Genomic DNA, 18095 nt, shown 5'->3' with positions numbered 1-18095 from the left:
GGAGATGGGGAGATCGGCGCTCACTCGGTCAGATCAGCCAGCCACCATCAATGATCTGGGTGGTACCGGTGGTATAACTAGACTCATCGGCAGCTAAATAGAGGGCCAAGGCAGCAATTTCTTCAGGGTTGCCCAGTCGCCCCTGGGGCTGACGGGCGATGAACTCGGCGTAGACATCCCCCTCCTTGCGCCCCTGTCGCTTGGCTTGTTCGCCAATGCGCTGGCGTAACGAAGGTGAGTCCACCGTGCCGGGGCAGATGGCGTTGCAGCGAATTCCCTGCCCGATGTAGTCGGCGGCCACTGATTTAGTCAGGCCAATTACCGCCGCCTTGGTAGTGCCGTATGCGCAGCGGTTGGGCACGCCTTTGAGGCTTGAGGCCACCGAAGCCATATTGATGATACTGCCGCCGCCGTTGTTGAGCATGGCCGGCAGCAAGGCGCGCGTCATGCGCATCATCGCCATCACATTGAGTGATAGCGATAACTCCCAGTCGTCGTCGCTACCTTCCAGTAGCGAGCCGTTGGCCACAAAGCCAGCGCAGTTGAAGAGGATGTCGACGGCGCCCAGCTCAGCGGCTAATGCGTCAATGGCGGCGGTATCCAGCACATCGAGCTGGCGCGTGTTGATGCCAGGTATCGCGGCCAGCTCTTCGAGGCTTTGGGTGTTGATGTCTGTGGCAATGACCCGCGCGCCTTCTGCGGCAAAGTGCAGTGCCGTAGCCCGGCCAATTCCTTGGCCTGCAGCGGTAATTAGAGCCGTCTTGTCTTTAAGTCGCATGGCGGTTCCCGGTGTGGTTGTTGTTGATCCGGTACTGCTGTTGATCCTATTAGCGCCCCTTGATGGTCTATTGCATTAGCCACTGCGTCAGTGGCGGTAATTACCTTTATGACGAAAGTCATATGGTATGACAGGATGCTAGGATGATGTTTGTCTAAGTATGGCCTAGATGATGGCAGTTGCCAATATTCTGCAAGTCATCATGAAACGCAAAAGGGACGGCCGAAGCCGTCCCTTTAAATACTCATGAATGAGTTTATTTTAAATGCTTGATAACGGGAGAGGTTCCAGCATTGAAGTGATCAGTCCGTCATTGACGACTCAGCAATGCGCTGAAACTCAGCCACTAGATCTTCACCAATACGCGGGGCCCACTCTTCGTAAACCGGCTCTACGGCTTCCTGGAAGGCGGCAATTTGCTCGTCATCAAGGCGGGTGATTTGCATACCACGCTCTTCAAGCTGATCCCGTGCCCAGTCGTCGTACTCACTGGAAAGCTGGATTTCATAATCGGCAGCCTGCAGCGCCGCTTCCTGAACAAGCTCCTGATACTCAGGGTCGAGGCGATCCCAGGTACGCTGAGAGATCATCTTGATGAAGGGGGTGTAAACATGGCGGGTTTCGGAGCCGTAGTCCTGCACTTCATAGAAATTGGAGGTCAGAATGGTGCTCCAAGGGTTCTCCTGGCCATCGACCACGCCTTGTTCCATGGCGGAGAACAGCTCACCAAATGCCATTGGGGTCGGGTTGGCGCCCAGTGCTTCCCAAATAGCTAAGTGCACCGGGTTTTCCATGGTGCGAATAGATAGACCGCGAACGTCTAGTCCCGCCACATCCTCTGGAGAGGAGACTTCTCGAGCACTGTTGGAGAGCTGACGAAAGCCATTCTCAGAAAATGCTAAGGCTTTGATGCCGCTACCATCGAAGGCGTCTAGCATTTCCTGAGCAGCATCGCTACGCATGGCCTCAATAGCCGCTTCCCGGGTAGGTAGCAAGAAGGGGAGGTCGAAAACTGCCAGCTCCTCAACGTAGCCGGTAGCAGGTGAAGAGGAGGGATAAGTCATATCCAGCGTGCCGGTCTGCAGCATTTCCATCATCTGCACATCGTCGCCAAGCTGGCTGTTAGGGAAGATATTAACGCTGATGCGGCCTTCGCTGCGCTGGTTGAGAATATCCGCGAAGAACTGGCTGGAGATGTACTGGGGCGAACTTTCCGCTAAGCCTAGCCCCATACGCAGGGTGACGCTGCCGTGGTCACCCACTATATCGCCATCAATCGCTGGCGGGTCAGATAGATCAGGCGTTTGCGCATAGGCGATACCTGAGCTGAGCAGAGTAGCGCCGGTTATTAATAGAGTACGTTTCCAAAGGTGGTGCATAGTCGTCATTCTCCTGGCGAGCTACAGACCGCTTCGCTAAGGGTGTCTTCCAAGCGAACTGCAGCGTGGTTAATTGTTGTTGTGTAAGCGGCACTTGCTTCAAGAGGTGTGAGCGCCGCAACCCTTAGATGAATGTCTAATGTTTTCATTATATGTTCAACATATACTTTTGTATGTATCGACGTTGCTGGTAAGAAAGCGTACCGTCATGCCAACTCTCCCCTACACTTTAGGGAACTTACTTAATCGATATTGTCGGTGGGGCGGTCTCAGTGCCTACGCGCCTACTGACTTTTATATTTACTTTAGGCGTGGAGCGGAACCATGGCCAATTTTCAGCGAATAACGCCTGAGCAGTTACGTTCACGTTACTGGTTCGATAACCCCGACCACCCGGGAACCACTGCGCTGTGTATTGAGCGCTACCTTAATTACGGCATTACCCTGGATGAGCTGACCAGCGGTAAGCCAATTATTGGTATCTGCCAATCCGGCTCTGATTTAACCCCGTGCAACCGCCACCACATCGACTTGGTTAAGCGGGTAAAAGACGGTATTCGCGCTGCGGGCGGTGTGCCGTTTGAATTTCCCATGCATCCTATTCATGAGAACGTGCGGCGACCCACGGCGGCGCTGGATCGTAATCTTGCTTATTTAGGCATCGTGGAGGTGCTGCACGGTTACCCGCTGGACGGCGTGGTATTAACCACCGGCTGCGATAAAACCACCCCTGCCGCGCTGATGGCGGCGGCAACGGTGAATATTCCCGCCATCGTGCTGTCCGGCGGGCCGATGCTCAACGGCTGGCGCGGTGCGGAGCGGGTTGGCTCGGGCACCATCATCTGGGAGTTGCGCAAGCGCTTGGCAGCGGGCGATATCGACTACGCAGAGTTTCTCTCCCGTGCCAGCGATTCGGCGCCTTCGATTGGCCACTGCAATACCATGGGCACCGCCTCCACCATGAATTCCATGGCCGAAGTGCTGGGCATGAGCCTGCCAGGTTCGGCGGTGATACCCGCACCCTATAAAGAGCGCGCGATGGTGGCCTACGACACCGGTACACGGATTGTCGATATGGTCTGGGAAGACCTGCGCCCGCTGGATATTCTGACCCGCGAAGCGTTTGAGAACGCCATTGTGGCCTGCTCGGCATTGGGCGGCTCTTCTAACGCGCCGGTGCACATTAATGCCATTGCTCGCCATGCGGGTATTGAACTGAATAACGACGACTGGCAGCGCCTGGGCCATGAAATCCCGCTGCTGGCCAACGTGATGCCTGCCGGTGCCTTCCTGTGCGAAGAGTTCTATCGCGCCGGTGGCGTTCCCGCGATCCTTCACGAGCTACAGTCGGCGGGTAAGCTCCACGGCGATGCGCTGACGGTCAATGGCCGCTCCATAGGCGATAATCTGCAGGGCCGCGAAACCCAAGACCCCGATGTGATTTGTCGCTATAACGACCCTTTGGTGGATCATGCGGGCTTCCTCAATCTCAAGGGCAATCTATTCGACTCGGCGCTGATGAAAACCAGCGTGATCTCCCGGGACTTCCGTGAGCGCTTCCTGAATGATCCCAACGACCCGGAAGCCTTTGAAGGCAAGGTGGTGGTCTTCGACGGCTCCGAGGATTACCACGCGCGTATTGATGACCCAGCGCTGAACATTGATGCACGCACCATTCTGGTCATGCGCGGCGCAGGCCCGGTGGGGCACCCCGGTGGGGCCGAAGTGGTCAATATGCAGCCGCCGGAGGCGCTGATCAAACAGGGTATTGAGTCGCTGCCTTGCCTGGGCGATGGCCGCCAGTCGGGCACTTCCGGCTCGCCGTCGATTCTTAATGCCTCCCCAGAAGCGGCCACGGGGGGCGGCTTGGCGCTGCTGGAAAGCGGCGACCGGCTGCGGGTTGACCTCAAGCGCGGCGAGGTGCAGCTGCTGATCGAAACGAGTGAGCTGGAAGCGCGCCGCGAGCGTTTAACCCAGCAGGGCGGGTACCGCTACCCTGGTCACCAGACGCCTTGGCAAGAGATCCAGCGCAGTATGGTCGAACCGCTGGATCGCGGTATGACCTTGGAGCCCGCCACCAAGTATCGCGATGTGGCTCGCCAGCATCCGCCCAGAGACAATCACTAAAGAGGCGAGCACTTAGATGAGTCGTTGGAGTAGCTTATCCCATCGCCAGCAGGGCCTGCTGTTGACCGGTGGTGGGGCGCTGATTATGGCGCCGGATGCCTTGCTGATTAAGGTAGCCGACCTGCCAGATGCAGAAATTTTGATGTGGCGCGGCTTTCTGTCTGGGCTGGGATTTTTGCTGATTGCCCTGCTGCGCTATGGGCGCGGCATCCTGGCGGCCTATCGGCGCTGCGGCTGGACGGGCATCGCCGTCGCGCTACTGTTCAGCCTGACCACCTGTGGCTTTGTGCTGGGCAACCAGTACACCAAGGCGGGCAACGTGTTGATGATCCTTGCCAGTTCGCCGTTAATCGCGGCCGTGCTCTCCTGGATCATCCTCAAGGAGCGCCTGCCCAGGCGCACCTGGCTGGCGATATTGCTGTGTATGGCGGGTGTCGCCATGATCGCTCTCGATGATGCAGGGGCCGGTTCCTGGATCGGCAACGCTTTCGCCTTAATGGCGGCAACAACCCTGGCGATTAACTTTACCCTCTGCCGCACGCGTCCGGGCGTGGATATGAGCCCAATGCTGGTGTTTAACGGCCTGATTGTTGGCAGCACTGCTGGACTGTTTTGGCTGGCGGGGAGCGAACCCGCACTGCCCGCTGTTAATGAGCTGGCTGTGGTGATCCTGCTCTGCCTGATTATTGTGCCCTGCGGGGTCACGCTGCTGCAGCGCGGACCACTCTACCTGCCCTCCGCTGAGGTGGGCCTACTGATACTACTGGAAGTGGTGCTGGGCACGCTTTTGGCCTGGTGGATCCTGGCGGAGCAGCCCGCGCCGATGGCCATGGTAGGCGGCGTGCTGGTGTTGGGTACTTTGGGTGCCAAGGGTCTCTATGAGCGGCGCTTAGAGCTAAGGATGCGCGCCGGACTCGAACCTTCGCCATCGGTAACAGTAGACCGGTCAAGTACGTTATGATTGACAGGAATCGAAATAGGGTCTTATCGAAGTGACGTCATCTCCCAGCAAGACAGCAGCTCGCCCCAGTATCGCCGAACATCTTGCCGAGGAGATCTTCGGTGGGCGCTACCACCCCGGTGATCTCGTGCCTCGGGAAATGGATCTATGCGAGCGATTCGCCATTAACCGCTCAGCGGTGCGCAGTGATCTGCGCCAACTGGTCGATGCCGGTATTATCGAGCGTATCTCCGGCCACGGATCCAGGGTGCGTGAATATTCAGAGTGGCATATTCTCGACGCCCAGGTGACCGACTGGTTGACCCGCTACGCAGCGCCCAACCCCGACATTCAGCGTGAAATCCTCGCCTTCCGCCTGGACGTTGAGCCCTATGTGGCGATGACCGCCGCCAAACGCGCCAAGGCGCGGGATTTGGTTGCTATCGAAGAGGCGTTCGAAGGGCTGGGGCAAAATCTGCGCAACGCCACCTGCGAAGAGGAGCGGCGGCTGCACAGCGAGTGCGATGTCGCCTTTCACGAAGCGATTTTCAAGGCAACCCACAATATCGTCTGGGCGCAGCTATCGCATATCCTGCGGCCCTCCATCTATATGCTGATCTCCATGTCCAACGAGAACGCCCCGGATCCTGAAGAGAGTCTGGAACGTCACCGCCAACTGATGGAGAGCATTCGGCTACGCCGCCCTCGGGAGGCGTTTTTAGCGTCCCAAGCGGTGTTGGCGGGAACCGCCGCCGCGTTGGGGCTTGAGCACAGCGTCAGTTCATTAGGGCGCAGCGTTGAGTTGCCCGACACCACCTCCTGACCCCATTTTCAATGGTAAATAACAAAGGCAAGCGTATGTCTGACTTCAACCTAGGCTTAGTGGGCGTGGGCAAAATCGTCCGCGACCAGCACCTCCCGGCCATAGCCGCCACCCCGAACTGCCATCTTGTCGCCTCGGCGGATCCCTACGCCTCGCTGCCGGATCTACCCGCCTATCAAGACCTGGAAGCGATGCTAGACGCCCGCCCTGAAATCACCGCTGTCTCAATCTGCACGCCGACACATCTGCGCTATTCTCAGGCGCGGGCGGCGCTGATGCGAGGCAAGCACGTGCTGCTTGAGAAACCACCGGGGGCAACGTTAAGCGAAGTGGAGGACTTGATTGCCTGTGCCAAAGAGCAGGGCGTTAGCCTATTTGCAGCCTGGCACTCGCGGTTTGCCCCCGGCGTGGCCCAAGCCCAGCAGTGGCTTGCCGAACGGCAGGTACAGCGGGTAGAGATCGAGTGGAAGGAGGATGTGCGGGTATGGCATCCAGGCCAGGCGTGGATCTGGCAGCCCGGTGGCATGGGAGTTTTTGATCCCGGTATCAATGCGCTGTCAATTGCGACTGAAATCCTGCCCCAACCGTTCTTTCTGCAACAGGCGCGGCTGCTGGTGCCGAGCAATGCGCAAACCCCAATTGCGGCAAAGTTATCCTTTACCGACCCAGAAGGGGCGGCGATCGAGGCCGATTTCGACTTCCTACAAAGTGGCCCGCCGACCTGGGATATGCATATCGATAGCGATGGCAGCCGCTTGAGTCTCACCCAGGGTGGCTGTCGATTGGTCATCGACGATGAACTGATCATTGAAGAGGAGGAGCGCGAGTATCAAGGTTTATATGCGCGCTTTGCCGAGCTGATCGCAAACAAGCGCAGCGAGGTGGATGTTGCCCCGCTGCGCCAGGTCGCCGATGCGTTTCTATACGGTCATCGTGAAACCACCGACGCCTTTATCGAGTAACGCCAGTTATTCACGCTTGCCATCGACCAAGCGTGATACTCCACAAGGGTTACCGTCACGGATCGCTTCGGGCAGTAATCCTTCCGGCAGCGCTTGGTAGCATACCGGGCGCAGGAAGCGGAAAATGGCCGCGCTACCTACTGAGGTCGTGCGTGAATCCGAGGTTGCTGGGAAGGGGCCGCCATGTACCATGGCGTGGCACACTTCTACACCCGTCGGCCAGCCGTTGGCTAGAATACGGCCCGCCTTGCGCTCCAGCGTCGGCAGTAGTTGCTTGGCTGTCGCCAAGTCACCGTCATCCATCTGTAGCGTAATGGTGAGCTGGCCTTCCAACTGAGCAGCCACACGCGCCACTTCCTGGGCGTCCGCACAGGCGATCACCAACGAAGTTGAACCAAACACCTCTTCTTGAAGGGCGGGGTCGTTGAGGAATGCCTCGGCCTGGGTAACGAACAGTCCCGCTTGGCAAGGGTTCGCTGTTTCACCCGCTTGACCACGTGCGATCTCGGTGACCTTGGCGTGGTTGGCGAGCCGATCAACACCCTGTTGGTAAGCGTCGTGAATGCCTGGCGTCAGCATGGTTTGCGCAGCGCTGCCCTTGACCGCTTCACCGGCCGCTTCAACGAAGGCATCCAGCTCCGGGCCCTGAATCGCAATCACCAACCCAGGGTTGGTGCAGAACTGCCCGGCGCCCATGTTGAGAGAGCCGACGAACCCTTCGGCAATCGCTTTACCGCGTGCCTTGAGCGCTTCCGGCAGCAGAAAGACCGGATTGATCGAGCTCATCTCGGCGTAAACGGGGATTGGCTGTGGCCGCGCCTGGGCAGTGGCCATGAGTGCCGTGCCACCATTGCGTGAACCGGTGAAGCCCACCGCCTGGATACGCGGGTCAGCGACCAGTGCCTGGCCGATGTCGCGGCCTGAGCCAAACAGTAGTGAGAAAACGCCTTCAGGCAGGTTGCACTTGGCAACGGCGCGTTGAATGGCACGACCCACCAGCTCAGACGTTCCGGGATGGGCAGAGTGGCCCTTGACCACAACCGGGCAGCCAGCCGCCAGTGCGGAGGCAGTATCGCCACCGGCCACACTAAAGGCGAGCGGGAAGTTGCTGGCGCCAAACACCGCCACCGGGCCCAGGCCAATATGGCGCTGGCGCAGGTCGGCGCGGGGCAGCGGTTCACGATCAGGCATGGCAGGGTCGATACGAACATCCAGCCACTCACCGGCGCGCACTACCGAGGCGAACAGCCGCAGCTGGCCACAGGTACGTCCACGTTCGCCCTCTAAGCGCGGGCGGGGCAGGCCGGTTTCGGCCATAGCACGCTCAATCAGCTCATCGCCGATCCCTTCGATCTCGCTGGCAATGGTTTCAAGAAAGCTAGCTCGTGCCTCTAGGGAGGTCTCGCGATAGCTATCAAAAGCCGTCTCGGCTAATGCGCAGGCCTGTTCGACCTCTGTCTTGCTGCCGCCGGGATAGGCGGGAGACAGTGTCTCGCCGGTAGCGGGATTAACCGCATGAATGTCAGCCTGTTGGCCGCTAATGGCCTGCTGGCCAATAAGTAGTTTGCCTTCCAGAGTCATGCAACCTCCTGCTGGTGTAAAAATGCGGGTGTTAAAGCGATTTTACGCTGATGGCCCGAGCGTCTGTTTCCAACCGTAGCGGGTTGCGCAGTGCGCGGCCAAATTCATTGATTTTGATCTCAAAACGATCGCCTTCGCGCACCTTAATGCCGTCGGCGAAGCTCAGCGTCGCGGTGCCGAAAAAGTGTACATGCACATCGCCGGGGCGTCGGAAACCCGGGTATTTAAAATGGTGATACTCCAGATTGGCCAGACTGTGAGCCATATTGGCCTCACCGGTCAAAAAGGGTTTTTCCCACAGTGTTTCGCCACTACGCTGGATTCGGCTGGTGCCTTCGAGATTTTCTGGCAGTTCGCCGATCAAAAGCTCGGGACCAAAGCTGCAGGCGCGTAGCTTGGAATGGGCTAGCCACAGGTAGTTGAAGCGCTCGGTCACGTGGTCAGAAAACTCATTACCTAGAGCGTAGCCGACTCGCCAGGGTTGGCCATCATCGCCAATCACGTAGAGCCCGGCCAGCTCCGGCTCCTCGCCTGCATCCTCGGCAAAGGCAGGTGAGGGGATATCGGCTTCAGGCGCCACCACGCACTGGCCGTCACCCTTATAGAACCACTCAGGCTGGGCACCAAGCTGGCCTGCGTCGGGTTTGCCGCCCTCCACGCCGAGCTTGAACATGCGCATGGAGTCGGTCATGTCTTCTTCAGCAGCTTGGGCTTTAGCATGCATCGCCGAGCGCGTGTCGGCACTGCCCAAGTGGGTAAGGCCGGTGCCGGTGACCAGGCAGTGGGCCGGGTCAGTATGCGTTAATGGAGGCAACAGCTGCTTGGCATCGACCAGCGCTTGATAATCCAGGCGCGTGTCGGTCAGCGCTTCCGTCAGCATGTCGCTAAGCGGCTTACCGGCGCTAATGGCCCGGTTGGCCAGGGTGTAGGTATCACAGTCGAGCAGTCTTACCTGCTCTTCACTCTCGACCAGAGCGGCGCGAACCTGGCCCTGGTGGTCACACTGAATCAGTCGCATGGTGGTCTCCTCATGAAGCCAGTTTTGTCGTTATCAGAGCGGCCAAATGGCCAGTTGCGGCCACATCAATAGCGCCGCGAGTATGCACAGCTGAATGGCCATAAAGGGCAGTACGGACAGGTAGATATCCTTCAGGCTGATATCCGGCGGTGCCACGCTTTTAAGGTAGAAGGCGGCGGGCCCGAAGGGCGGCGACAGGAACGATACCTGCATATTCACGGCGAAGAGAATGCCGAACCAGATCGGGTCGAAACCGAGCTGAATAACGATAGGCAGAAAGATGGGCAAGGCCAACATGGCGATCCCGATCCAGTCGAGGAACAGCCCGAGCACCAGCATGATCGCCATCATCACAAGTATGATCACAATCGGCGCGACGTCGAGCCCGAGAATCAGGCTCGAAACAAAGCGATTGCCGCCCATCAAGTTATAGACGCCCACCAGGGCGGCGGCACCTATGCCGATCCAAATGATCATGCCGCAGGTGTTCATGGTCTGACCCAGACTATGGTGCAGCATGCCGGGAGAAAACTCGCCGCGCACAATGGTCGCCAGCAGTACGCCGAAGACACCCATGGCGGCTGCTTCGGTGACCGAGGCGATACCACCGTAGATAGTGCCCAGTACTAAAAAGGCAATCAGGCCGGGCAGCAGAATGGCTTTCACTGCCTCCAGCTTACTGGCGAAAGGGTTATCCTCAGTGTCTTTATCCAACGGAGGGCCTAGCGCGGGATTCCTCAGGCAGCGCACCAGTACATAGGCAATGTAGGAGCCCATTAGAATGACTGCTGGGGTTACGGCCGCAGCAAACAGGTCTGCAATCGATACGCTGGCGATCAGGCCGTAGATAATCAGCACGATGGAGGGCGGCATCATGGTGCCCAAGGCGCCACCGGCACACACCACCCCGATGGATAGGTGCTTGTCATAGCCCAGGCGCAGCATTTGCGGCAGCGCCAGAATCCCCAGCAGCACGATTTCACCACCGATGATGCCCGAAAGGGCGGCCAGGAAGAACGCCACGACGATGGTCTGCACCGCCACGCCACCTGGCAGGCGACCGGCGAAGACGCGCATGGCGTTGAACAGGTCTTTGGCGATGCCGGAGCGATCCAGCAGTGATGCCATCAATACGAACATGGGCACCGCCACCAGCGAATACTCGGTGATAAACCCATAGACCCGGCTGGTGACCAGCGGCAGTGCCGCCTCGCCGAACCAGCCGAAGGTGAAGGCCATGGCCACCAAACCAGTGATAAACGCCAGCGGTAGACCAGTGACCAGCAGCGCGAAAATCGCCCCGACCATGAGGATCGTAGCGGTTGAAATATCCATCAGCGCGCCTCCTCGGAGCGGGGTTTCGCCTTAATCGATTGCCAAAGATGCAGTGTGGCCTGCAGTGCCATCAACGTCAGGGCAAACAGAATCATGCCCTTGACCATGGCCGGAAAAGGTGGATTCCAGGAGGTGCCGGAGCGCTCCAGCGACCATTCGCCAAGCGGGTTATGTGACGCTCCCCAAAACATATGAAAAGCGGCGTAACTCATTGTCAGGCAAAAAATCAGGGTGAGCAGATCGTTGAAACGATCCATCCAGCATTTCAAGCGGGGGCCGGCGCTGTCGTACAGCACCTTGACGCGAATATGGCTATTGCGCGCCATGGCCGCAGGGCCACCCAGTACAAAGATAACGGCGATCAGAAATACCACGGTTTCGTGAACCCAGGAGGTGGGGTTATTGAACCCGTAACGCATGAATACCTCGATGACGCTGATGCCCATCGCTACCAGCACCAACCAGGAAACGGCGCGGCCACCCCGTGCCACCAGGCGGTCTAACGCATTACGTTCAGGTGCGATCTCCTCCACCGTTTCGAGGATCTCAGGAAGATCATGGGTGGGTGGGGAACGGTATTGATTGTCAGGTGTTTTTTGAGACATGGCGCGACTCTACGCGCATCGCTCGGGATGCTTCCCGAGCGATGCGTTGGTTAGGTTAATGAAGCAACGTTGAGAGCAGAGCGTTAAAGCAGATTGCGTGAGCGCAAAAAGGCGGTCGCGGAATCATAAACCTTCTGGGTCATTTCATTTTCACCCGCCCACTCTTGCCACTCCTGCTCAGCCGCGATGCGGAATTTCTGACGCTCTTCTTCAGGCAAGTTGAAGGGGTGAACATCTGGGTCATCCTGAAGCCGTTGCAGGGTCTCAATATCCTGCTCCTTGAGCCGGGCGATCAGGTCGTAGGCCATGCCATCAAAAGCGGTATTTAGGGTCGTCTGTAGCTCCTCGGGCAAGCCATCCCAGATGTCTTTGTTGATCGACACAGCGATCATGGGCATGGAGTGGAAGCCAGGATAGAGCGGGTAGGGGGCGAAAGCGTGCAGACCCATAGCGTCGTTGTTCGAGAGCACAGTGGAGTCCGCGGCATCAATCACGCCTTTTTCCAGACCGGTATACACCTCAGAGCCCGGCAGGTTGACAGGCGTGGCGCCAATGCGCTCGAAGATGTTGTAGACCATACCTTGGGGAGCACGGATTTTTAGCCCTTCAAAATCAGCGATGGATTCGATGGGGACCGTGGAAGGCACAGACTCCAATGGGAAGGTCGCCGCACTGATCAAATGCGCACCGTATGGCTCGACCAGTTCGTTGTAGAGCTCTTCACCGCCGCCGTACTTCATGTATTCAAGGAAGTCATAGGGGTTTTGCCACGCGCCGACAAGATTGCCGAGCATACCGAAGGCGGGATCCTGGCCGGAGAAGTAGCTGGGATCAGTCATGTGGCCTTGCAAGATGCCGGCACTAACGGCTGTCAGCGTTTCGGTGGGGCCCACCACTGAATTAATCGGCATTACCTCGATCTCGACACGACCATCGGTCATTGCCGTGATTTTCTCAGCCCACTCCTGCTTGATCTTAAAGCTGGGTTCGCCCGAGGTTTCTGACGCTTGAAATTTCCATTCGTACTCAGCTGCCTGGGCCGCGGAGAGACCTAGCAGTAGTACGGAACCGGTGAGTATTGAACTGTATTTCGATTTGAGCATGGCACTATTCCTCAAGCTTGTTGTTGTGAAGAGCGTGGTGGTTAAGGGTGTGATGCAACGGGCCAATAACCCGTGTGGAAGGGTAATGTTGAACATTAAGAGCAATTGTTCAACATATACTTTTGTATGGTCGACTAGATTGGCGAGGTAGTTTAGTGTCTTGCGCATTCAACAACTGCTCTCGACGCAACGCTTAGGTCGTCAGCCGTCACCAAACTAAAACAAGGAGTTAACCCCATGGGCCAACGTCAACGTCCGCTGCGCAGTGCTGAATGGTTTGGTACGGCCGATAAGAACGGTTTTATGTACCGTAGTTGGATGAAAAACCAGGGGATTCCCGACCATGAGTTCCAGGGCAAGCCGATCATCGGTATCTGCAACACCTGGTCGGAGCTGACGCCCTGCAACGCCCACTTCCGCAAATTGGCGGAACACGTGAAGCAGGGCATCCTGGAGGCGGGCGGCTATCCGGTGGAGTTTCCGGTGTTTTCCAACGGCGAATCCAACCTGCGTCCCACGGCCATGTTCACCCGCAACCTGGCCAGCATGGACGTGGAAGAAGCCATTCGCGGCAACCCCATGGATGGCGTGGTACTGCTGGTGGGCTGCGATAAAACCACCCCGGCGCTGCTGATGGGCGCGGCAAGCTGCGATATCCCCACCATCGTGGTCACTGGCGGGCCGATGCTCAACGGCAAGCACAAGGGCAAGGATATTGGCTCCGGTACCGTGGTGTGGAAGCTCTCCGAGCAGGTCAAAGCGGGTGAGATTTCGCTGCACGACTTTATGGCCGCCGAGGCAGGCATGTCCCGCTCCGCCGGTACCTGCAACACCATGGGCACCGCCTCCACCATGGCCTGTATGGCTGAATCGCTGGGTACCTCGCTGCCCCACAATGCGGCGATTCCCGCGGTGGACTCCCGCCGCTACGTGCTGGCCCATTTATCGGGTAACCGCATTGTCGAGATGGTCAACGAAGACCTGCGGCTGTCCAAGATCCTCACCAAGGAAGCCTTCGATAACGCCATTCGCACCAACGCGGCGATTGGCGGCTCCACCAACGCGGTGATTCACCTCAAGGCCATTGCTGGGCGTATCGGCGTCGAGCTGACCCTGGACGACTGGAGCCGCGTCGGGCGCGGTACCCCCACGGTGGTCGACCTGCAGCCCTCCGGGCGCTTTTTGATGGAAGAGTTCTACTACGCTGGAGGCCTACCGGCGGTACTCAGGCGCCTGGGTGAAGCTGACCGGCTGCCCTTCAAGGACGCACTCACCGTCAACGGCAAAACACTTTGGGAGAACGTTCAGGACGCCCCACTGTACAACGATGAAGTCATTCGCCCGCTGGACAACCCCCTAACCGCAGACGGCGGCATCTGTGTAGTGCGCGGTAATCTGGCCCCCAACGGCGCCGTGCTCAAGCCCTCGGCGGCGACCGCCGAGCTGATGCAGCATCGCGGTCGCGCAGTGGTATTTGAAGACTTCGACGATTACAAAGCACGCATCAACGACCCGGATTTGGATGTGGAAGCCAACGACATCCTGGTCATGAAACACTGCGGCCCCCGCGGTTATCACGGCATGGCAGAGGTAGGCAACATGGGCCTGCCGCCCAAGATCCTCGCCCAGGGGATTACCGACATGGTGCGTATTTCCGATGCGCGTATGAGCGGCACCGCCTACGGCACCGTAGTGCTGCACGTAGCCCCCGAAGCCGCCGCCGGCGGCCCGCTAGCGGCGGTACGCAACGGCGACTGGATCGAACTCGACTGCTCCAGCGGCGGCCTGCATCTGGAGATCAGCGATGAAGAACTGGCCTCGCGTCTGGCCGAAAGCGACCCCACCGCCGCCTCGACGCTGATCGCCAGCCAGGGCGGCTATCGCCAGCTGTATATCGAGCGGGTGCTCCAGGCGGATGAAGGCTGCGACTTTGACTTCCTGGTCGGCTGCCGGGGGTCCGACGTGCCGCGTCATTCGCATTAACTGGACTGAGCAATCACTTCTCGCAAGGTACTCATTAACGCAGCGGCACCAGGTGAGAGGCGTTGGTGGCGCAAACTCACCAGCCCATAGGGCTGAACGCTCAGCGTCTCGCTGAAGGGCAATAGATGAAAGCGCTGCGGGTGGCACAGCAGGTCGGCGGCTTCCCGGGTAGTTACTGTGATGGTGTCGGATTTATCCACCAGCGCCAGCGATAACAGTAGATCCGCGGTATCGACGATCTGGCCGGGCGGCACGACCTTATGGTGAAGAAATAGACTATCTACCCGCTGGCGCATCAACGCGCCAGCGGGCTGCAGTGACCAAGGGAAGCCCGCCATATCAGCAAGGCTCAGTGTTTGTTTATCGGCTAATGGATGTCCTTGGCGGCACACAAAGCAGAGTTCTTCCTCGCCAATTTCCTCGAAGATAAAGCGCTCGGTATCGATGCCTGAGGGTATACGAGTAATCGCGAAATCCAGCTCGCCCTCCAGTAGGCGCGGTACCAGCACTTTACTTACATCCACATCAACGCTGATTTTTAACCCTGGCCGGTCGCGGTGCACTCGCTCGATAGCGCTAGTGAGCAGCGTAACCGCCGGGGCCATTACCGTGCCGACGGCTACCGTGCCAGCACTGCCCGCCCCGAGAGCATTCAGTTCCTCACCGGTGTGGCGTAGCGCTGAAAGCATGCTGTGCGCGTGGCGAATCATAATTTCGCCGTACCAGTTGGGCGTTAGCCCGCGGGGGTGGCGATCAAAAAGCCGAATTCCCAGGTGGGCTTCCAGATCACTCAATAGCTTTGACGCGGCGGGTTGGCTCATATTGAGCTGATTCGCTGCACGATGCATGTTGCGCTGCTCTTCCAGCGCCAAAAAAAGTTGAAAATGCCGCAACTTTAGTCGCACGTCTAGAAACCAGTTATCGCCGAGAACGCCCATAGGATAAGCCTTGAGTTGTTGTTGATATTGAGAAGTGTATCAATGTTGATGAGTTTGTATATTGGTTGGTTATGGCGGAGTTCTCTACTGTAAGGGCTGTAACAACGGTATCGATGCCGTTCTAATAACGACACTCCCATAACAACAATGATGCTCTTCAGGAGAAAGTTATGTCTCTCATATACGTCCAGAAAGCTGGCGTTGGATCAAAAGTACTGTTAGGCGTCGGGTTGGCTGTATTGATGTTCAATGCAGCTCAGGCACAAACCGAAACAGCCGCTGAGAGTGGCATGGAGGTAACGGTGTTTGGTCAATTGCCCGATGGTCGCCAGGTCGATGTTTATCAATTTACCAACGCCAATGGTATCGAACTGAGGGTGACCAACTACGGCGGCATCATCCTGTCGCTGAAAACCCCCAACTTAGCGGGTGAGTTTGATGACATAGCGCTGGGTTTCGACTCTCTTGAGACATATCTCTCAGAAGAGTACCGCCAGGCTAACCCCTACTTCGGGGCGATCATTGGGCGTTACGGCAACCGTATTGCGGGTGGTCGGTTCGCTCTTAACGGGGAAACCTATTCGTTAGCCACTAACGATGGCAACAATCATCTCCACGGCGGTGATCAAGGATTCGATAAAGTGCTATGGGAGGCCGAGCCGTTCGAGAGTGATGAAGGCACGGGGCTTGTGCTGCGCTATACCAGCGAAGATGGCGAGGAAGGTTATCCTGGCAGGCTGGAGACCGAAGTTACCTATACGCTGACCGATAATGATGAGCTGATGGTGGATTATCGGGCGGTAACCGATAAAGCCACCCCGATTAACCTTACTCAGCATAGCTATTTCAATCTAAAGGGCGAAGGTAGTGACACCATTCTCGATCATCAGCTAATGATTAACGCCCCTGCGTTTACCCCGGTTAACGACACGCTGATCCCTACCGGCGAGATTCGCGCAGTAGATGGCACGCCGTTCGACTTTACCCAGGCGACGCCTATCGGCGAACGGATTGAGCAGGACAACGAACAGCTCGCTTTTGGCGGCGGTTATGACCACAACTTTGTGCTGGCCCGTGATAACGCAGCATCGGATGAACTGGTATTGGCTGCCAAGGTGTGGGAGCCGCAGAGCGGACGCATGGTGGAAATCACTACCACCGAACCCGCGATCCAATTTTACTCGGGCAACTTTCTTAACGGCGACCTGACCGGTAAACAGGGTAAGGCCTACGGCCACCGTTCTGGCTTTGCCCTGGAAACCCAGCACTACCCTGATTCGCCCAATCAGGATGCGTTTCCCAGCACCATCCTAGAGCCCGATGATACTTACCTTTCTCGTACGGTATACCGTTTTTCCGCCCAGGAATCTTTTGATGAGTAACGCGCAGCGTTCGTTACTAGCAACCTGAGCAAGCAACAATCGCCACAATTAAAAACAGCTCATTCACAGCGACGCAAAAATAATCAATAAAAGTAGGAGTAAGACCATGCAACTAACCAAAACATTTACTCGTTTAGCTCTCGGCAGCGCCATCATGCTGGCCTCGCTGGGGTCAGTACAGGCACAGGAAGACGAGGTGAAGATTGGCTTTATCGTTAAAAAACCAGAGCAGGCATGGTTTATTAACGAACAACAGGCCGCGACGGCAGTCGGCGAAGAGCTTGGTTTCGACGTGGTACGCCTAAGCGGCGAAGATGGCCAGGAAGTGCTCACCGCCATTGATAACCTCTATGCCCAGGGTGCTGAAGGCTTTGTAATCTGTCCGCCGGACGTGCGTCTGGGGCCCGCCATCATGAACCGTGCTAACCAGTACGATATGAAAGTAGTCACCGTAGATGATCAGTTCGTTAACTCGAGCGGCGAACCGATGGAAGGCGTACCGCACCTGGGCATGTCCGGTTATAAGATTGGTCAGCAGGTAGGCGATGCGATTGCCGCCGAAATAGAAGCGCGCGGCTGGAATCCTGAAGAGGTGGCCGCGCTACGCATCACCAATAACGAGCTACCCACCGCCGTTGAGCGTACTGATGGTGCCACCGCTGCGCTACTTGACGCTGGCTTCCCTGAAGGCAATATCTTTGATGCGCCACAGCAGAACAGCGATACCGCCAGCGCCTTCTCGGCCGCATCCCCGGTGCTCTCGCAGCGTGGCGATTATGAGCATTGGGTGATCTATGCCCTTAACGAGGAAAGTGTGCTGGGTGGCGTCCGGGCTACCGAGCAATACGGTCTGGCACCAGAAGATGTGATCGGCGTAGGTATTAACGGCTCCGGTGCTGCCTTTGCGGAGTTCTCACGCGATAACCCCACGGGCTTTCACGGTACCGTGGCTGTCAGCTCTACTATGCACGGACGTCAGACCGCTGAAGATCTCTATCGCTGGATTAGCGAGGACAAACAACCGCCAGCCAATACCGAAACCTCAGGCGTGTTGATGACGCGTGAGAACTGGCAGGAAGTGCGCGAAGACCTGGGTCTATAAGAAAACGGCGTCTGTAACGATAAGTGACCGCGGGAGTAA

General features: G+C 57.6%; 15 protein-coding genes. 7 read left to right on the top strand and 8 right to left on the bottom strand.

Translation table 11 applies throughout. The features are described from left to right. Positions 1 to 28 precede the first annotated feature (28 nt). Both SR894_RS17640 and SR894_RS17635 read right to left on the bottom strand, forming a co-directional pair. A complete protein-coding gene (locus tag SR894_RS17640) occupies positions 29 to 778 on the bottom strand; it encodes an SDR family oxidoreductase (protein ID WP_133733262.1) in 750 nt (249 codons plus the stop codon). A 302-nt stretch (positions 779 to 1080) separates the two neighbouring features. Continuing rightward, a complete protein-coding gene (locus tag SR894_RS17635; RefSeq protein WP_223288662.1) occupies positions 1081 to 2157 on the bottom strand; it encodes a TRAP transporter substrate-binding protein in 1077 nt (358 codons plus the stop codon). Positions 2158 to 2481: 324 nt separating this feature from the next. On the opposite strand from SR894_RS17635, the gene SR894_RS17630 reads away from it, so the two are divergent. From SR894_RS17630 to SR894_RS17615, 4 genes are read left to right on the top strand one after another with little or no spacing between them, the layout of a single operon-like run. After that, positions 2482 to 4284 carry an IlvD/Edd family dehydratase gene (locus tag SR894_RS17630; protein ID WP_223288663.1) on the top strand — a complete coding sequence of 601 codons (1803 nt, stop codon included), beginning with the start codon at positions 2482 to 2484 and terminating at the stop codon, positions 4282 to 4284. Between the two features lie 16 nt (positions 4285 to 4300). Further along, positions 4301 to 5245 (top strand): DMT family transporter, encoded by a 945-nt coding sequence (locus SR894_RS17625; RefSeq protein WP_223288664.1) that lies wholly within the window; start codon positions 4301 to 4303, stop codon positions 5243 to 5245. A gap of 31 nt (positions 5246 to 5276) precedes the next feature. Then, entirely contained in the window at positions 5277 to 6047 is a 771-nt protein-coding gene (locus SR894_RS17620) for a FadR/GntR family transcriptional regulator (RefSeq protein WP_223288665.1), read from the top strand. A 35-nt stretch (positions 6048 to 6082) separates the two neighbouring features. Continuing rightward, on the top strand, positions 6083 to 7009 hold the full coding sequence (locus SR894_RS17615) for a Gfo/Idh/MocA family protein (protein ID WP_223288666.1): 927 nt from the start codon (positions 6083 to 6085) through the stop codon (positions 7007 to 7009). A gap of 6 nt (positions 7010 to 7015) precedes the next feature. Here the strand turns inward: SR894_RS17615 and SR894_RS17610 are convergent, their stop codons facing one another. The 5 genes from SR894_RS17610 to SR894_RS17590 all read right to left on the bottom strand — a co-directional run bounded on the left by SR894_RS17610 (position 7016) and on the right by SR894_RS17590 (position 12651). Next, complete coding sequence (locus SR894_RS17610; protein ID WP_223288667.1) at positions 7016 to 8590, bottom strand: aldehyde dehydrogenase (NADP(+)); 1575 nt, start codon at positions 8588 to 8590, stop codon at positions 7016 to 7018. A 31-nt stretch (positions 8591 to 8621) separates the two neighbouring features. Beyond that, a complete protein-coding gene (araD1, locus tag SR894_RS17605; protein WP_223288668.1) occupies positions 8622 to 9608 on the bottom strand; it encodes an AraD1 family protein in 987 nt (328 codons plus the stop codon). Between the two features lie 33 nt (positions 9609 to 9641). Continuing rightward, positions 9642 to 10943: a TRAP transporter large permease gene (locus SR894_RS17600; RefSeq protein WP_133733254.1), complete on the bottom strand. Its 1302-nt coding sequence runs from the start codon at positions 10941 to 10943 to the stop codon at positions 9642 to 9644. Beyond that, the gene (locus SR894_RS17595; RefSeq protein WP_133733253.1) at positions 10943 to 11548 is read right to left on the bottom strand and encodes a TRAP transporter small permease subunit; all 606 of its coding nucleotides are present in this window, start codon (positions 11546 to 11548) and stop codon (positions 10943 to 10945) included. Before SR894_RS17595 ends, SR894_RS17600 begins: the two co-directional genes overlap by 1 nt. A gap of 83 nt (positions 11549 to 11631) precedes the next feature. Then, positions 11632 to 12651 carry a TRAP transporter substrate-binding protein gene (locus tag SR894_RS17590; RefSeq protein ID WP_133733252.1) on the bottom strand — a complete coding sequence of 340 codons (1020 nt, stop codon included), beginning with the start codon at positions 12649 to 12651 and terminating at the stop codon, positions 11632 to 11634. Positions 12652 to 12888: 237 nt separating this feature from the next. Between SR894_RS17590 and SR894_RS17585 the strand changes: the two genes are divergently transcribed. Beyond that, positions 12889 to 14634, top strand: a complete 1746-nt coding sequence (locus SR894_RS17585) for an IlvD/Edd family dehydratase (protein ID WP_223288669.1) — start codon at positions 12889 to 12891, stop codon at positions 14632 to 14634. Here the strand turns inward: SR894_RS17585 and SR894_RS17580 are convergent. Beyond that, a complete protein-coding gene (locus SR894_RS17580) occupies positions 14631 to 15572 on the bottom strand; it encodes a LysR substrate-binding domain-containing protein (RefSeq protein ID WP_133733733.1) in 942 nt (313 codons plus the stop codon). The genes SR894_RS17585 and SR894_RS17580 overlap by 4 nt on opposite strands. 170 nt (positions 15573 to 15742) lie before the next feature. Between SR894_RS17580 and SR894_RS17575 the strand changes: the two genes are divergently transcribed. After that, positions 15743 to 16954 (top strand): aldose epimerase family protein, encoded by a 1212-nt coding sequence (locus SR894_RS17575; protein ID WP_223288670.1) that lies wholly within the window; start codon positions 15743 to 15745, stop codon positions 16952 to 16954. Between the two features lie 106 nt (positions 16955 to 17060). Further along, positions 17061 to 18056, top strand: coding sequence for an arabinose ABC transporter substrate-binding protein (locus SR894_RS17570; protein ID WP_133733731.1), 996 nt, complete (start codon positions 17061 to 17063; stop codon positions 18054 to 18056). Positions 18057 to 18095: the final 39 nt, after the last annotated feature.

Origin of the sequence: Vreelandella neptunia (assembly GCF_034479615.1) — a bacterium.
GTDB classification, from domain to species: Bacteria; Pseudomonadota; Gammaproteobacteria; order Pseudomonadales; family Halomonadaceae; genus Vreelandella; species Vreelandella neptunia.
The sequence above is the reverse complement of the archived record's forward strand: the minus strand, read 5'-3'. Positions and strand labels throughout refer to the sequence as shown.

Excerpts from the sequence above, each read along its gene's own strand:
- SR894_RS17630 (WP_223288663.1), top strand. The coding sequence starts at position 2,482 with ATGGCCAATTTTCAGCGAATAACGCCTGAGCAGTTACGTTCACGTTAC.
- SR894_RS17625 (WP_223288664.1), top strand. The coding sequence starts at position 4,301 with ATGAGTCGTTGGAGTAGCTTATCCCATCGCCAGCAGGGCCTGCTGTTG.
- SR894_RS17635 (WP_223288662.1), bottom strand. The coding sequence starts at position 2,157 with ATGCACCACCTTTGGAAACGTACTCTATTAATAACCGGCGCTACTCTG.
- SR894_RS17585 (WP_223288669.1), top strand. The coding sequence starts at position 12,889 with ATGGGCCAACGTCAACGTCCGCTGCGCAGTGCTGAATGGTTTGGTACG.
- araD1 (WP_223288668.1), bottom strand. The coding sequence starts at position 9,608 with ATGCGACTGATTCAGTGTGACCACCAGGGCCAGGTTCGCGCCGCTCTG.
- SR894_RS17615 (WP_223288666.1), top strand. The coding sequence starts at position 6,083 with ATGTCTGACTTCAACCTAGGCTTAGTGGGCGTGGGCAAAATCGTCCGC.
- SR894_RS17580 (WP_133733733.1), bottom strand. The coding sequence starts at position 15,572 with ATGGGCGTTCTCGGCGATAACTGGTTTCTAGACGTGCGACTAAAGTTG.
- SR894_RS17590 (WP_133733252.1), bottom strand. The coding sequence starts at position 12,651 with ATGCTCAAATCGAAATACAGTTCAATACTCACCGGTTCCGTACTACTG.
- SR894_RS17595 (WP_133733253.1), bottom strand. The coding sequence starts at position 11,548 with ATGTCTCAAAAAACACCTGACAATCAATACCGTTCCCCACCCACCCAT.
- SR894_RS17640 (WP_133733262.1), bottom strand. The coding sequence starts at position 778 with ATGCGACTTAAAGACAAGACGGCTCTAATTACCGCTGCAGGCCAAGGA.
- SR894_RS17610 (WP_223288667.1), bottom strand. The coding sequence starts at position 8,590 with ATGACTCTGGAAGGCAAACTACTTATTGGCCAGCAGGCCATTAGCGGC.
- SR894_RS17600 (WP_133733254.1), bottom strand. The coding sequence starts at position 10,943 with ATGGATATTTCAACCGCTACGATCCTCATGGTCGGGGCGATTTTCGCG.
- SR894_RS17570 (WP_133733731.1), top strand. The coding sequence starts at position 17,061 with ATGCAACTAACCAAAACATTTACTCGTTTAGCTCTCGGCAGCGCCATC.
- SR894_RS17575 (WP_223288670.1), top strand. The coding sequence starts at position 15,743 with ATGTCTCTCATATACGTCCAGAAAGCTGGCGTTGGATCAAAAGTACTG.